We start from the raw sequence: 14,408 nt of genomic DNA on the forward strand, positions 1-14,408 counted from the left end.
AAAGGTTTTTATTTATTTAGAAACATTCTAAAACTATAGCTTAACCACGTTAGATCCTGAGATTCCGAATATGGCATCGCCTTCTTTAATTCGCAGGCAGTAGTTTCCGGTAAATTTTCCAAAAGCAGGCAAAACAGCTTCTTTACTTCCAAAATAAAAGCATGGAAGCGAAACTGCCTGGCGGCCTTTGCCTTTCAGTCTGACACCCGGATGTATATGCCCGCTTATAATATAGGCTGAGCCGCTGTTTTGTTTCGAATTATCATGAATAAAAAGAAAAGGCCCGCACGTGTACTGATCAAATACCTCAAAGCCGGCTTCCTTGTATATTTCGGGATTTAAAATATCGTGGTTACCTTCAACCAAAATCATCCTGATGCCGGAGAAGAGCTGCCTCCAGAGAATGAACCAATGCCAGTCGTTGTTCATTTCACTGTGGAAAAGATCCCCGAGAAAGATCAGTGTGCCGGGCTTATATTCCTGTATAAGATCTGAAAGTACTGCAAGGTCTTCCTGTTCCATTGCTTTAGGAATAGCAATTCCTGCTTTTCTAAAGTGTCCGACCTTTCCAAAATGCACATCGGAAACAATTAAGCAGTTTTCTTTTTTCCAGAAAACAGCTTTTTGAGGCAACAGTTCGAGATGCTGTTCCTGTATAAGAACCTGAGCATGCGTGGCGACGGACATCCTGCAAAAATAAAAGCCCCGCGAAGAATTTCGCAGGGCTTTTAAAACTTATTAATTAAATTATCCTATCTGGAAGTTATAACTGATTCGTGCACCATCAGCGGCTATTCCCATAATGCGTATCATGTTATCCTTTAACGCTCCTAAAGCCGCATCAATATCATCAATACTATTTACAGTTTTTCCATTGATGCTGGTAATTATAGTTCCTTCAGGAATTTCAAACTGATCAAAGAACCCGCCCTGACGCACATCAGAAACCACTAAGCCAGAATTTATCTTATACTTTTGTTTCTGTGCACTGCTTAACGGAGCGAAACTTGCACCTAATTTATTGTATAACTCTTCAGAAGAACCTTTTACATTTTTAGCAGTTTTCAGTGATTCTTCGCCTTTAAGAGTAACACTTATATTCTTTTGCTTACCCTCACGCACATATCCAAGTTGGATTTTGTCTCCCGGACGATGACGTGCAACCCTTTCTGAAAGTTCGGCAGAAGAACTTACTACATTACCATCTATGCTTTGAATAATATCCCCTTCTTTTAAACCTGCCGCATCAGCCGCACTTCCATCCTGAACACCTGTTATATAAACGCCCTTAACAGAACCTGGAGTGATTCCTTTTTCTTTAAGAATCTGATCTTCTGATGCAGGAGTAGGAAATGAAACCCCTAAGAAGCCGCGTTTAACCGTACCAAACTCTTTAAAATCTTCCAATACCTTTTTTGCCAAATTTATAGGGATCGCAAAACCGTATCCTTCGTAATTTCCACTCTGAGAGGCAATAGCCGCGTTTATTCCAATTAATTCTCCTTTGGTATTAACCAAAGCTCCGCCGCTGTTTCCCCTGTTAATAGCAGCGTCTGTCTGAATAAACGATTCGATGGCAGTGCTTGCACGCGGCCCTTCGTTCCGTTGACTACTGCTGGGGCGGGCAGGTTGGTCGAGAATACCAATACTGCGGCCTTTCGCACTTACAATACCGGCCGTTACTGTTGTATTTAATGTAAACGGATAACCCACGGCTAAAACCCATTCGCCTACCTGCACAGCATCTGAGTTACCAAGCTTTACAACCGGAAGGTTTTTGCTGTTTACCTTAATTAAAGCAAGGTCTGTGTTTGGATCGCGGCCGATTACTTTTGCCTGAAAAGACCTTTTATCAGGAAGAATAACGTCAATCTTGGTGGCATCTTCAACTACGTGATTATTGGTTACGATATAACCATCGTCAGATATAATAACTCCCGACCCGGACGCCATCATTGGCACCGATTGCCTTCCCCTGCCGCCAAAAAAATCATTAAACATATCTTCAAAAGGATCGCCACCCTGATTTGATGCTGAAGACCCTGAATAAGTAGTTTTAATATGCACTACCGCCGGGGTAACTGCTGCAGCTGCCTGAACGAAATCAACATCGCCCGCCGAAGAAGTTATATTTAAAGGATTATTGGCGAAATAAACTTTTTGTTTCTCCTCCAGACTTGCGCCGTCAGCATATTTAGTTTCAATTAACTTATAACTTCCAACAGCAACCGCACCACCAACAAATGCAGTAAGGAGAGTGATACCGATTTTTTTCATATTTAATTTCCTTTATTATACTTTTTACGTTTTCAAATGTAATACCAGTTAGAGCGATAATGCAAAGAAGGTTTACTTCAAATCATGTTAAAAAATGTTAAAACAAGCATTTTCATTTATTAAACAGCTGAATCTGATAAAGTTTGACGCTAAGCAAATAAAACTGTAAAGGGTTTTAGGGGCATTTTTTGTAATCTTGCGTCTGTAAATCATGAAAATAAATTTCAGTAAATACCAGGGTGCAGGAAATGACTTTATTCTTGTCGATAACAGGAATTTAAATCTTGATCACCAACAACCCGAACTAATCAATCAACTTTGCGACCGTCGTTTTGGCATTGGTGCCGATGGAATGATGTTTTTGCAGAAAAAAGAGGGTTTTGATTTTGAAATGATTTATTACAATGCCGATGGTAAACCAAGCAGCATGTGCGGCAATGGTGGCCGTTGCATTGTTGCTTTTGCAAAACACCTCAACTTAATTGAAAATGAAACGAACTTTCTGGCAGTAGATGGACCACATTATGCCAGAATATCCGAAACGGGCAATTGGGTTAGCCTGCAAATGATCGATGTAAATATCATTAATAAAGATGGAGACACTTTTGTGCTCAATACCGGCTCACCTCATTATGTAACTGCAGCTGAAAATTTGCAAAATAAGGATGTTTTTTCCGAAGGAAGGAAAGTTCGCTACAATACACGCTATTCAACAGAAGGCATCAATGTGAATTTTGTTGAAGACAAGGGAGACTATTATTTTGTAAGAACATACGAACGTGGTGTGGAAGATGAAACTTTTGCCTGCGGAACAGGGGTAACAGCCGTAGCACTTGCAATGGCGAAACAGAAAAATGATACCGGAACCTTCAGTACAAAAATTAAAGCGCTGGGAGGAGACCTCAACATCCGGTTCAATTTTGATGGTGAAAAATTTACCGATATTTTTTTAGAAGGGCCTGCAGATTTTGTATTCAAAGGAGAAATTGAAGTATAATCGCAGAAAGACTAGTATCAACTGGAAATGTTGTATTTCTTGTATTTGAATTAAGATATTTTTAAATCCAGAAAAAGTAAATGCCTTATCTCAAATCGTCAGCTTATCCTTATAAAATCATTGAAAATTAATTTTTTAAAAACCCTATTGGATTTATTAAAAATAATGCAGTTTTTTGCAGCGTAAAAATCTATTAATTCGCTGAAAGTCAATAAAACAGAAATGAACGTTAATGCTTACATAACAACTGTTGCTTCATTAGCCAAAACAGGCTATGCAGGTATAGTGAGTGAGAGAAAAAGCAACGCTATATTTGTTTTAAGACAACGACGATCATTTATGCCACGAGTTTGATTTAAAACGGCATATTCTACACAAACAATCCCGGTATTCGCCGGAACAATAATCCACTTTTTATTTACAAATTATTAAAGATTTGTCTTTTTCCGTGCAAGCGGGATACATAATAAGATGAAAGAGAACGAATTTTCAGTACTCGTGGCAAACGAAACCCATGTAGGTTACGCAGCGGAGATTTGTGATGAAATGGCTGAATCAGCTAAAGCCAGGGGCACAGGTATTGCCAGAAGATCGCCTGAGTATGTTGCAAATAAAATGCGGGAAGGGAAAGCTGTTATCGCTTTACACGATGACGGTACCTGGGCGGGGTTTTGCTACATTGAAACCTGGAGCCATGGAAAATTTGTAGCCAATTCCGGACTAATTGTAAATCCGAAATTCAGGAATTTCGGACTGGCTAAAAAAATCAAAAAAAGAATTTTTAAACTTTCCAGGGAGAAATATCCGGAAGCAAAGATTTTTGGACTTACAACCGGGCTGGCAGTAATGAAAATAAACTCTGAACTGGGTTATGAGCCGGTAACGTATTCTGAACTTACTCAGGATGAAGACTTTTGGAAGGGCTGCCAGAGCTGCGTTAATTACGAAATATTAATGAGCAAAGGCCGCAAGAACTGCATGTGCACAGCTATGCTATTCGATCCGGATGATATTCAGAAAAAACTGGAAGAGAAACTTAAGGCGCTGGAAGATCAGAAACGGGAAATAGAAGAGCAGCTGCATCAGGAGCATTTAAATAAAATTTCCCGCAAATCATCGTTATTACAACGCCTGGAAGAAAAGCTGCGGGGCTCGATAAAAGTGTTTATTACATTTGCGGCACTTATTACTAAAATTGTACAGAACTAAAGATGAAGGAATCAGCCGATCTGCTCAGGCATCCTCATCATTTAAACTAAATAAAATGAAAAAGAAAGTTGTTTTAGCCTTTAGCGGAGGTCTTGATACTTCATACTGCGCCATTTATCTTTCAAAAGATCTGGGGCTTGAAGTTCACTCTGTAATTGTAGATACCGGTGGTTTTACCAAAGATGAATTAGCCCATATTGAAAAGCGTGCTTACGCTTTAGGTGTTGCTTCTCATCATGCCGTAGATGCAGTTAAAGGTTATTACGATAGCTGCATTAAATATTTAATTTACGGAAATGTGTTGAAAAACAATACATATCCGCTTTCTGTAAGTGCTGAAAGGGTAACACAAGCCACTGCTATTGCAGAATATTCCAAAGAGATAAACGCTGATTTTGTTGCACACGGATCAACAGGAGCAGGTAACGACCAGGTTCGTTTTGACATGATTTTCAATATCCTGATTCCAAACGTGGGAATTATCACTCCTATACGCGATTTAAAATTATCCCGCGAAGCGGAAATTGAATACTTAAAATCTCACGGAGTGAAATTCAATTTCGAGAAAGCGGCTTATTCCATTAATAAAGGAATCTGGGGAACATCTGTTGGAGGGAAAGAAACACTTAAATCAAGAGGAGTTTTACCGGAAGAAGCATGGCCAACCCAAATAACTAAAACAGACGCAGAAGAGGTAGTTCTTGAGTTTGATCAAGGGGCACTGATTGGAGTAGACAATCAAAAATATGAGCATCCTGCAGACGCTATAAAAGCTTTACAAGCCATTGCAGGCCCGTTTGGAATCGGGCGGGACATTCACGTAGGCGATACCATTATCGGCATTAAAGGCCGTGTAGGTTTTGAAGCAGCGGCGCCAATGGTAATTATTAAAGCGCATCATGCTTTAGAAAAACACACCTTAACAAAATGGCAGCTGAGCTGGAAAGATCAACTTTCCATGTTTTACGGAAACTGGCTTCATGAAGGACAATTTCACGACCCGGTGATGCGCAATATTGAAGCTTTTCTTGCCGATACGCAAAAAACGGTAACCGGAAAAGTATTCGTTCAGTTAATGCCTTACCGTTTCCAGGTTACCGGAATTGAATCTAAACACGATTTAATGGCCAGCAAGTTTGGAAGTTACGGCGAAATGAATGAAGGTTACACCGGTGAGGATGTAAAAGGCTTTTCCAAAATTTTCGGCAACCAGGTTAAAATTTACCACAGCGTAAATGGCAATAAGGAGTAGAAAATGGCAGATAAAATAAACGAATCAAACAATAAACAAATAAGAGCAGGCATCATAGGCGGAGCAGGTTATACCGGCGGCGAGCTTTTGCGTATCCTGGTTAATCATCCCAACGTTGATATTTCTTTTGTCCACAGCAACAGCAACGCAGGGAATTATATTTACGATGTCCACACTGATTTGTTGGGCGATACCGATTTAAAGTTCACCAGTGAATTATCTCAGGATATTGATGTTTTGTTTTTATGCGTGGGCCACGGAGATGCGAAAAAGTTTTTAGACGCAAATCCGGTAAGTGATAAAATTAAAATTATTGATTTAAGTCAGGATTTCAGGTTAGCAGATAGCTCAAAGCTAAAAGCTAAAAGCTTTATCTATGGTTTACCCGAACTCAATCGTGAAGCCATTAAATCAGCCCAAAACATTGCTAACCCGGGTTGTTTTGCTACTTGTATCCAACTTGCGCTGCTACCTTTAGCAAAGGCAGGTTTTCTTGATAAAGAAGTGCATATTTCTGCTACAACGGGCTCAACGGGGGCAGGACAAAGCTTATCTGCTACTTCTCATTTTAGCTGGAGGAACAATAACCTGTCGGTTTATAAGGCTTTCGGGCATCAGCATTTGAAGGAGATCAGGCAAAGCATCCTGGAATTGCAGTCTGGCTATGACCAGGAGATAAACTTTATCCCATACCGGGGAGATTTCACCCGTGGTATTATGGCTTCCATTTATACCGAATGTGATCTATCGGAAGAGGAAGCTGTAAAACTATATACGGATTTTTATCAGGGCCATTATTTTACTCACGTAAGTAAAAAGAATATCGACTTAAAACAGGTAATAAACACAAACAAATGCCTGTTGCATGTTGAGAAACACGGAAATAAAATTTTGATCCTGAGCATTGTTGATAATCTATTAAAGGGTGCCTCCGGACAGGCAGTACAAAACATGAACCTGCTATTCGGACTGGAAGAAACAGCGGGGCTGAGGCTGAAAGCGACGGGGTTTTGAGGGGAAGTTTTAAGTTTTACGTGGTAAGTTATAGGTATGCAGAATTATAAAGATTTAAGAGTATGGCAAAAAGCCCATGAGTTAACTTTGCATATTTATATGGAAAGTAAATTTTTTCCAAAAGAAGAACTTTACAGTTTAACAAATCAACTAAGAAGGGCTATTGCCTCCATTCCAGCTAATATTGCAGAAGGGTGCGGTAAAAATACTGCTTCTGATTTTGCCAACTTTCTTAATATCGCTTTAGGTTCAGCAAACGAATCTGAATATTTTATCTTATTAGCGAAAGATTTAGACTATCTGTCGTTAGAAAAGTATCAACTATTAAATGATCAAATCAATGAAATTAAAGCAATGCTTATTTCATTAATTAACAAGGTTAGAACACCTAAAACTTAAAACCTATAACTTATAACTCTCCTCCAATGAAACTATTCGACGTATATCCATTAAATCCAATTACAATTGTTAAAGGCCGGGGAAGTTTGGTGTGGGATGAAAAAGGGGAAGAATATCTGGACTTATACGGTGGGCATGCTGTTATTTCTATCGGGCATACACATCCAAGATATGTAGAACGGGTAACAGATCAATTAAACAAAATCGGTTTTTATTCCAATTCCGTTCCTATTCCTCTGCAACAGCAGTTGGCAGAGAAGCTGGGAGAAGTTTCGGGAAAGGAAGATTATCAGTTATTTTTAGTAAACTCAGGTGCAGAGGCTAATGAAAATGCCTTAAAACTGGCTTCTTTTTACAATAACCGCAAAAAAATAATCGCTTTTAAGGGCGCATTTCACGGAAGAACATCTTTAGCGGTTGCAGTCACTGACAATCCTAAAATTGTTGCCCCGGTAAATCGAACAGAGAACGTTGTTTTCCTTCCTCATAATGATGAGGCTGCTCTGGAGAAAGCTTTCGCCGAATTCGGAAATGAAATTTCTTCAGTAATTATTGAAGGAATCCAGGGGGTAGGCGGAATAAGAGTTGCTTCTGAATCATTTCTGCAAAAAATACGCTCACTCTGCAATCAGTACAATGCCGTTTTCATTGCCGATTCGGTTCAATGCGGTTACGGAAGAACGGGAAAATTCTACTCGCATGACTTCGCCGGAATAGATGCCGACATTTATACAATGGCAAAAGGGATGGGAAACGGATTTCCTGTAGCCGGAATTTCAATAGCGCCAAAATTTAAACCATGGCACGGAATGCTCGGAACAACTTTCGGCGGAAACCATTTGGCCAGCGCAGCTGCTCTGGCAGTTCTAGAAATCATTGAAGAAGAAAATCTGCTTCAGAATGCAGCAGAAGTGGGTTCTTACCTACAGGCAGAATTAAGGAAATTTGATAAGGTAAAGGAAGTTCGCGGCAGAGGTTTGATGATTGGCATTGATCTTCCGGAAGAACTTGCACACGTAAAAAAGGATTTATTATATAAACATCATATTTTTACAGGCGAAGCAAAGCCAAATGTTATCCGTTTGCTTCCTGCTTTAAACTTAACGAAAGCTCATGCCGACAGGTTTTTGGAAGCATTTGCTTTAGAGGTAAAAGGTTAAAGGCAAAAGCCGAAAGGTTGTAAATTTTGATATTAATTTAATAATGGTAAAAATAAGAGGGCTAAGGGTAATCCCTTCTCACTTTATCCTTTTACCTCTTAGCTTAAAAAAATGAAACTCTTCTCTTCCGTTCACGATGTGGCTGATGTACCTGCTATGGTTAACGATGCATTAGCTTTGAAAAAAGACCCTTTTTCTTTTCAGTACTTAGGGAAAAATAAAACAATCGGACTAATTTTTCTGAATCCCAGCCTACGTACGCGTTTAAGTACTCAAAAAGCAGCGTTGAACCTTGGCATGAATGCCATGGTTATGAACATGGATAAAGAAGGCTGGGCCCTGGAAACACGTGATGGAGTTATCATGAACGGAACTACTGTTGAGCACATTCGCGAAGCAGCAGGAGTAATGGGACAATATTGTGATATCTTAGGAATCCGTTCTTTTCCCGGACTGAAGAACCGCGAAGAGGATTACAGCGAAGAAATATTCAATAAGTTTGTTCAGTTCAGCAAAATTCCGGTAGTAAGTTTAGAAAGCGCAACACGCCATCCTTTACAAAGCCTGGCTGATTTAGTTACGATTGAAGAAAATAAGCTGACACTAAAACCGAAAGTAGTTTTAAGTTGGGCTCCGCACATAAAACCTCTGCCGCAGGCTGTACCCAATTCATTTGCCGAATGGATGTGCAAAGCGCAAGAACTCGGAATGTTGAATTTTACCATTACTCACCCCACAGGGTACGAGTTGAAAGAATCCTTTACTCCAGGTGCTAAAATCACTTATAATCAGGATGAGGCGCTGCAAGATGCAGACTTTGTTTACATAAAAAACTGGTCCAGCTACCAAGATTATGGTAAGATTTTAAGCGATGGAAAAGGCTGGATGTTAACAAAAGAACGGTTAAAGGCCACTAATAACGCAAAAATTATGCACTGCCTGCCGGTTAGAAGAGATCTTGAATTATCTTCAGAAATATTAGACAGCGAAAACTCTCTGGTAATTGAAGAAGCTGGTAACCGGGTATGGGCTGCACAGGCAGTTCTTAAAAAACTTCTGGAGGGCCTGCAATGAACAAATTATCCGTTATAAAAATTGGCGGTAACGTTATCGATAATTCTGAAAATCTTCACTATTTTTTAGAAGATTTCACTGCTCTGGAAGGAGCCAAAATATTGGTTCATGGCGGTGGTAAAATTGCTACTGACCTTTCTAATACCTTAGGAATAGAGCCTAAAATGATTGACGGCCGACGCATTACTGATATTGATACCCTTCGTGTTGTTACCATGGTTTATGCCGGTTTAATTAATAAAAACATAGTCGCCCAGCTACAACGTGTTCATTGTAATGCCATTGGACTTACCGGTGCGGACGCAAATCTAATTAGGGCGCAAAAACGTCCTGTTAAAGAAATTGATTACGGCTATGTAGGCAATCTGCATGAAACATCTGTAGCTTCGCATAAATTGAGCGCTTTACTTGAGGAAGGCCTCATTCCTGTTTTTTCTGCCATCACGCATGACGGGAACGGGCAACTGCTGAACACCAATGCCGACACTATTGCTTCGGCAATTGCGGTAGCGATGTCTTCATTATATGAATTAAGCTTAATTTATTGTTTCGAGAAAAAAGGGGTTTTAAGAGATATTAGTGATGAAGGTTCTCTTATCCCCGAAATCAGCTCGGAGGAATTTGAAACGCTTAAAGCGGATAATATTATTGCCGGAGGGATGCTTCCAAAACTGGAAAATGCCTTTGCCGCAATTAAAAACGGAGTTAAGGAAGTTTATATCGGAAAATCTGATGAACTTAATCAATTGAAAGAGTCTTCTTTCGGAACAAGATTATTTGAATAATATGGAATCACCAGGAAACATTGCGATTTTAGGGAGCGGAAATATCGGCCTCTCTCTTGCAAACGGATTAGTGAAATCTAACTACTGCCGGCCTGAACAAATTGCATTAACACGCAGAAGTGTTCAGCATCTTGACGGACAGAAAAAACAAGGATTTGTTATAAGCAACGACAATAAAGCAACTGTTGAAACTGCTACAGTTGTAATTTTAGCTGTACTGCCTCAACAACTGGATACAGTTTTAGAAGATATCAACCCGGTTATTGTTCCCGGAATTCATCTGGTTATTTCTGTAATTTCAGGTGTCAGCTGTGCTGCAATACGGGCTAAGCTTGGAGAGGATGTTCAGGTAGTACGTGCCATGCCGAATACAGCTATATCCATCGGACAATCCATGACCTGTATCGCATCCGATAACGCCAGCGAAGAAAACATGGCGCTGGTAGAAAAAATGTTTGAAACTGTAGGTTCAGTAGTACGCATCAATGAAGAGCTTATGACCTCTGCCACCGCTTTATGCGCCTGCGGTATCGCGTTCTTTTTACGGGCTATAAGGGCGGCCTCGCAGGGAGGAGTGGAAATAGGATTCCATGCCGAAGACGCTTTAAAGATGGCTGTACAAACAGCAAAGGGAGCAGCTGATCTGCTTTTGCAGCATCAAAGTCACCCCGAACATGAAATTGATAAGGTAACTTCACCTAAGGGATGCACTATCGCCGGTTTGAATGAAATGGAACATCAGGGCTTTAGTTCGTCCTTGATAAAAGGAATAAAACTTTCAGCGGTTAAGGCAGGCGAATTATATACTAAGGAGTAATCGGTATGATTGAAAAATTAACCGAAGACAGCATCGGGTTATTAAAAAAATTGATAAGCACTCCTTCATTTAGCAGGGAAGAAAATCAGACAGCCCAGATTATCGAGCTTTTTCTGAAACAAAGAGGCATCCGGACTTACACCAAGTTAAACAACATCTGGGCTTACAACAAGCACTTTGATGCAGCAAAGCCTACCATCCTGTTAAATTCTCATCACGATACAGTAAAGCCTAATTCAGGTTATATACGTGATCCGTTTGCCCCTGATGTGGAAGACGGGAAACTCTATGGGCTCGGCAGCAATGATGCAGGCGGCTGCCTGGTATCCTTAATTGCCACTTTTCTTTATTTCCATGATAAAGAAAACCTGAATTATAATTTTTGTCTTGCAGCTACTGCAGAAGAAGAAATTTCAGGAAACAACGGTTTGGAGCTAGTCATTCCGGATTTAGGGCCCCTGGAGTTTGCATTGGTTGGAGAGCCGACTTTAATGAACCTTGCTGTCGCCGAAAGAGGTTTAATGGTTCTGGATTGTACCGCTCATGGAAAAGCCGGACATGCCGCCCGTGAAGAAGGCGAAAATGCGATTTACAAAGCATTAAACGATATTGAATGGTTCCGTAATTATCAATTTCCGAAAGTTTCCGATGTGTTCGGGCCGTTAAAAATGTCAGTAACGATTATTAATGCAGGTTCGCAACACAATGTTGTTCCTGCAAAATGTGAGTTTACGGTCGATGTGAGGGTAACCGACGCTTATAGAAATGAAGAAGTCCTTGAAATTATCCGGGAACATGTAGATTGTGATGTAAAACCACGTTCCATCCGTTTAAAACCTTCTTCCATTGATAAAAACCATCCGATTGTTCAGGCGGGCCTCGCTTTGGGAAGAACAACTTACGGCTCGCCGACAACGAGTGATCAGGCCTTGCTTGACATCCCGTCATTAAAAATCGGACCCGGAGAATCAGGAAGATCACACATGGCTGATGAATTTATTTATCTGCATGAAATAAGAGAAGGGATAGAACTATACGTAAAGCTGCTGGAAAAAATCGTTTGATTTACGAATTACGATTTTTGATTTACGATTTTATGGACAAGGAGATTTTAAAACAAAGAACTAAAGCATTTTCGATATCCATCGGAAATCTGGTTCCTGATCTTCCATATAATATTATCAATAAAAATTATTCAAATCAGATAATACGATGTTCAAGTTCAGTAGGTGCAAATTATAGAGCAGCTATACGGGCCAAATCAACAGCAGATTTTATCAATAAACTTAAAATTGTAGAAGAGGAGCTTGATGAAACGATGTTTTTCTTAGAGCTTTTAAAAGAATTCAACGCGGATAAACACAACTTATAGTCACAAATTAGAAAGAAGCTAACTAACTTCTTTCTATAATTGTAGCTGCATTAGCAACTTTATGTAAAAACAATCCAAAAAGCCAAAGCGCTTTTCCGGAAATCGTAATTTGTAAATCTAAAATCGTAAATCCCCATGAAGCTTTGGCAAAAAGATAAACAGGTAGAGGCATCCGTAGAAAAATTCACGGTCGGCAAAGATCGCGAACTCGACGAACAAATGGCTGCATTTGACGTCTTAGGATCTTTGGCTCACACCCGGATGCTTGAAACCATTAACCTTTTAAGCAAAGAAGACCTGGAAGCAGTTCAAAAGGAACTTAAAAATATTTATAGAGAAATTGTTGAAGGAAAATTTTCCATTCAGGAAGGAGTAGAAGATGTACACTCGCAGGTAGAACTTTTACTCACCGAACGAATCGGCGACGCAGGAAAGAAAATACATAGCGGCCGCTCCAGAAATGACCAGGTTCTTGTTGACTTAAAATTATTTTTCCGGAGCCAGATCCAGCTTATTGTCGAGAATACAACCGAACTGTTCCGGCAACTTATAAAATTAAGCGAAGAGCACAAGGACAAATTACTCCCCGGATATACCCACCTGCAAATTGCGATGCCTTCATCTTTCGGTTTATGGTTCGGCGCTTATGCCGAAAGCCTGGCTGACGATTTAGAATTGATGCTTGCCGCCTGGAAGATCACCAATAAAAATCCCTTAGGTTCTGCTGCCGGATATGGTTCTTCCTTCCCCTTAAACCGCACGTTAACCACCCGACTATTGGGTTTTGAAAGTTTAAACTACAATGTAGTTTATGCGCAGATGGGCCGTGGAAAAACCGAGCGTATTGTTGCCCAGGCGATGTCGTCAATAGGAGCTACACTGGCTAAATTTGCTATGGATATTTGCCTGTTCATTAATCAGAATTTCGGCTTTATTAGCTTTCCGGATGAACTGACAACAGGTTCAAGCATCATGCCTCACAAAAAAAACCCGGATGTTTTTGAGCTAATCCGCTCGCGGTGCAATAAAATCCAGGCGCTTCCAAATGAAATTGCCATGATGACCGCCAACCTTCCTTCAGGTTATCATCGCGATCTTCAGTTATTGAAAGAAAACCTGTTTCCCTCATTCATATCTTTGAACGAGTGTTTGCAGATGAGCACTTATATGCTGAAACACATCCGGGTAAAAGATGATATTTTAAAAGACAAAAAGTACGCTTACCTGTTCAGTGTTGAAGTAGTAAATAATGAAGTTTTAAAAGGAGTACCGTTCAGAGAGGCTTACAAGCAGGTAGGAATGGACATCGAACGGGGTAATTTCACCGCTCCCGAAACAGTTAATCATACACATGAAGGAAGCATCGGGAATCTTTGCAATGAGCAGATTACCCAGGCTTTCCAGTCAGTATTATCTGATTTTAACTTTGAAAAAGTGGAGGAAGCTTTAGCATCTTTGCTTAAGCAATAAATATTTTTTAAGCTGTGGCAAAAGTAGAACCAAAACTTATCGGTGAAGCCTTGTATTGGTCATATGCGAACTTAGGTATGGCTCATAAAGCTGTGAGTGATAATGCAGAGAAGTATACTCAACTTCATTATATTATTAGAAATAAGCTGTATCATGGATTATTAAAAGGCAATATGGATATACGTTCCTTATTTCATGAGGAAAAATCAAAACTGCACGCAGATAAATGTTGTGTGTATTGTGGAAACATTGAAAAACTTACCATTGATCATATTATACCACAAAATATGGGAGGCCAAGATAGCGGTGACAACTTAGTTTTAGCTTGCAGAAAATGTAACTCTTCAAAAGGCGATTTGGATTTACTTGAATGGTTTTTCAGAAAAGACAGCTTTCCCCCTTTACTCAGAAACTACCTAAAATTAGTAATCATTTACTGTAGAGAGAATGATCTGATGGGTTATGATTTAGAAACGTCCTGCGAATTAAATCTTCCGTTTTCTATCGTACATTTACCATTTAGTTATCCAAAGCCCAATTTACTAACCAAGAGAATAACAATTAAGCAGATAGAAGCATAAT

General features: G+C 39.8%; 15 protein-coding genes. 13 read left to right on the top strand and 2 right to left on the bottom strand.

Going from position 1 to position 14,408, the window contains the following annotated elements; translation table 11 throughout:
• Window positions 1-33: 33 nt before the first annotated feature.
• On the bottom strand, window positions 34-687 hold the full coding sequence (gene pdeM, locus ACLCDL_RS07050; RefSeq protein ID WP_423147576.1) for a ligase-associated DNA damage response endonuclease PdeM: 654 nt from the start codon (window positions 685-687) through the stop codon (window positions 34-36).
• A gap of 60 nt (window positions 688-747) precedes the next feature.
• A complete protein-coding gene (locus ACLCDL_RS07055; RefSeq protein WP_423147577.1) occupies window positions 748-2,277 on the bottom strand; it encodes a Do family serine endopeptidase in 1,530 nt (509 codons plus the stop codon).
• A gap of 211 nt (window positions 2,278-2,488) precedes the next feature.
• Here ACLCDL_RS07055 and dapF point away from each other — a divergent pair, with 211 nt between their 5' ends.
• The 13 genes from dapF (at window position 2,489) to ACLCDL_RS07120 (ending at window position 14,407) form a co-directional block, all read left to right on the top strand.
• Entirely contained in the window at window positions 2,489-3,274 is a 786-nt protein-coding gene (gene dapF / locus ACLCDL_RS07060; protein ID WP_423147578.1) for a diaminopimelate epimerase, read from the top strand.
• Window positions 3,275-3,745: 471 nt separating this feature from the next.
• Window positions 3,746-4,483 carry a GNAT family N-acetyltransferase gene (locus ACLCDL_RS07065; protein ID WP_423147579.1) on the top strand — a complete coding sequence of 246 codons (738 nt, stop codon included), beginning with the start codon at window positions 3,746-3,748 and terminating at the stop codon, window positions 4,481-4,483.
• Window positions 4,484-4,538: 55 nt separating this feature from the next.
• Window positions 4,539-5,735, top strand: coding sequence for an argininosuccinate synthase (locus ACLCDL_RS07070; RefSeq protein ID WP_423147580.1), 1,197 nt, complete (start codon window positions 4,539-4,541; stop codon window positions 5,733-5,735).
• 3 nt (window positions 5,736-5,738) lie between these two features.
• Window positions 5,739-6,749, top strand: a complete 1,011-nt coding sequence (gene argC, locus ACLCDL_RS07075) for an N-acetyl-gamma-glutamyl-phosphate reductase (RefSeq protein WP_423147581.1) — start codon at window positions 5,739-5,741, stop codon at window positions 6,747-6,749.
• A 36-nt stretch (window positions 6,750-6,785) separates the two neighbouring features.
• Window positions 6,786-7,148 carry a four helix bundle protein gene (locus ACLCDL_RS07080; RefSeq protein ID WP_423147582.1) on the top strand — a complete coding sequence of 121 codons (363 nt, stop codon included), beginning with the start codon at window positions 6,786-6,788 and terminating at the stop codon, window positions 7,146-7,148.
• 26 nt (window positions 7,149-7,174) lie between these two features.
• Entirely contained in the window at window positions 7,175-8,308 is a 1,134-nt protein-coding gene (locus ACLCDL_RS07085; protein ID WP_423147583.1) for an aspartate aminotransferase family protein, read from the top strand.
• Between the two features lie 111 nt (window positions 8,309-8,419).
• Window positions 8,420-9,382 carry a Rossmann-fold NAD(P)-binding domain-containing protein gene (locus ACLCDL_RS07090; protein ID WP_423147584.1) on the top strand — a complete coding sequence of 321 codons (963 nt, stop codon included), beginning with the start codon at window positions 8,420-8,422 and terminating at the stop codon, window positions 9,380-9,382.
• On the top strand, window positions 9,379-10,167 hold the full coding sequence (gene argB / locus ACLCDL_RS07095; RefSeq protein WP_423147585.1) for an acetylglutamate kinase: 789 nt from the start codon (window positions 9,379-9,381) through the stop codon (window positions 10,165-10,167). The genes ACLCDL_RS07090 and argB overlap by 4 nt, the downstream gene beginning before the upstream one ends.
• A 1-nt stretch (window position 10,168) precedes the next feature.
• Complete coding sequence (gene proC / locus ACLCDL_RS07100; RefSeq protein WP_423147586.1) at window positions 10,169-10,984, top strand: pyrroline-5-carboxylate reductase; 816 nt, start codon at window positions 10,169-10,171, stop codon at window positions 10,982-10,984.
• A gap of 5 nt (window positions 10,985-10,989) precedes the next feature.
• On the top strand, window positions 10,990-12,048 hold the full coding sequence (locus tag ACLCDL_RS07105) for a M20 family metallo-hydrolase (protein ID WP_423147587.1): 1,059 nt from the start codon (window positions 10,990-10,992) through the stop codon (window positions 12,046-12,048).
• Between the two features lie 32 nt (window positions 12,049-12,080).
• On the top strand, window positions 12,081-12,356 hold the full coding sequence (locus tag ACLCDL_RS07110; protein WP_423147588.1) for a four helix bundle protein: 276 nt from the start codon (window positions 12,081-12,083) through the stop codon (window positions 12,354-12,356).
• A gap of 135 nt (window positions 12,357-12,491) precedes the next feature.
• The gene (gene argH, locus ACLCDL_RS07115) at window positions 12,492-13,826 is read left to right on the top strand and encodes an argininosuccinate lyase (protein ID WP_423147589.1); all 1,335 of its coding nucleotides are present in this window, start codon (window positions 12,492-12,494) and stop codon (window positions 13,824-13,826) included.
• Window positions 13,827-13,840: 14 nt separating this feature from the next.
• Complete coding sequence (locus tag ACLCDL_RS07120) at window positions 13,841-14,407, top strand: HNH endonuclease (protein WP_423147590.1); 567 nt, start codon at window positions 13,841-13,843, stop codon at window positions 14,405-14,407.
• Window position 14,408 lies beyond the last annotated feature (1 nt).

Source organism: Rubrilithobacter danxiaensis (assembly GCF_047272945.1).
In the GTDB taxonomy this organism is placed as follows: Bacteria; Bacteroidota; Bacteroidia; order Sphingobacteriales; family Sphingobacteriaceae; genus Rubrolithibacter; species Rubrolithibacter danxiaensis.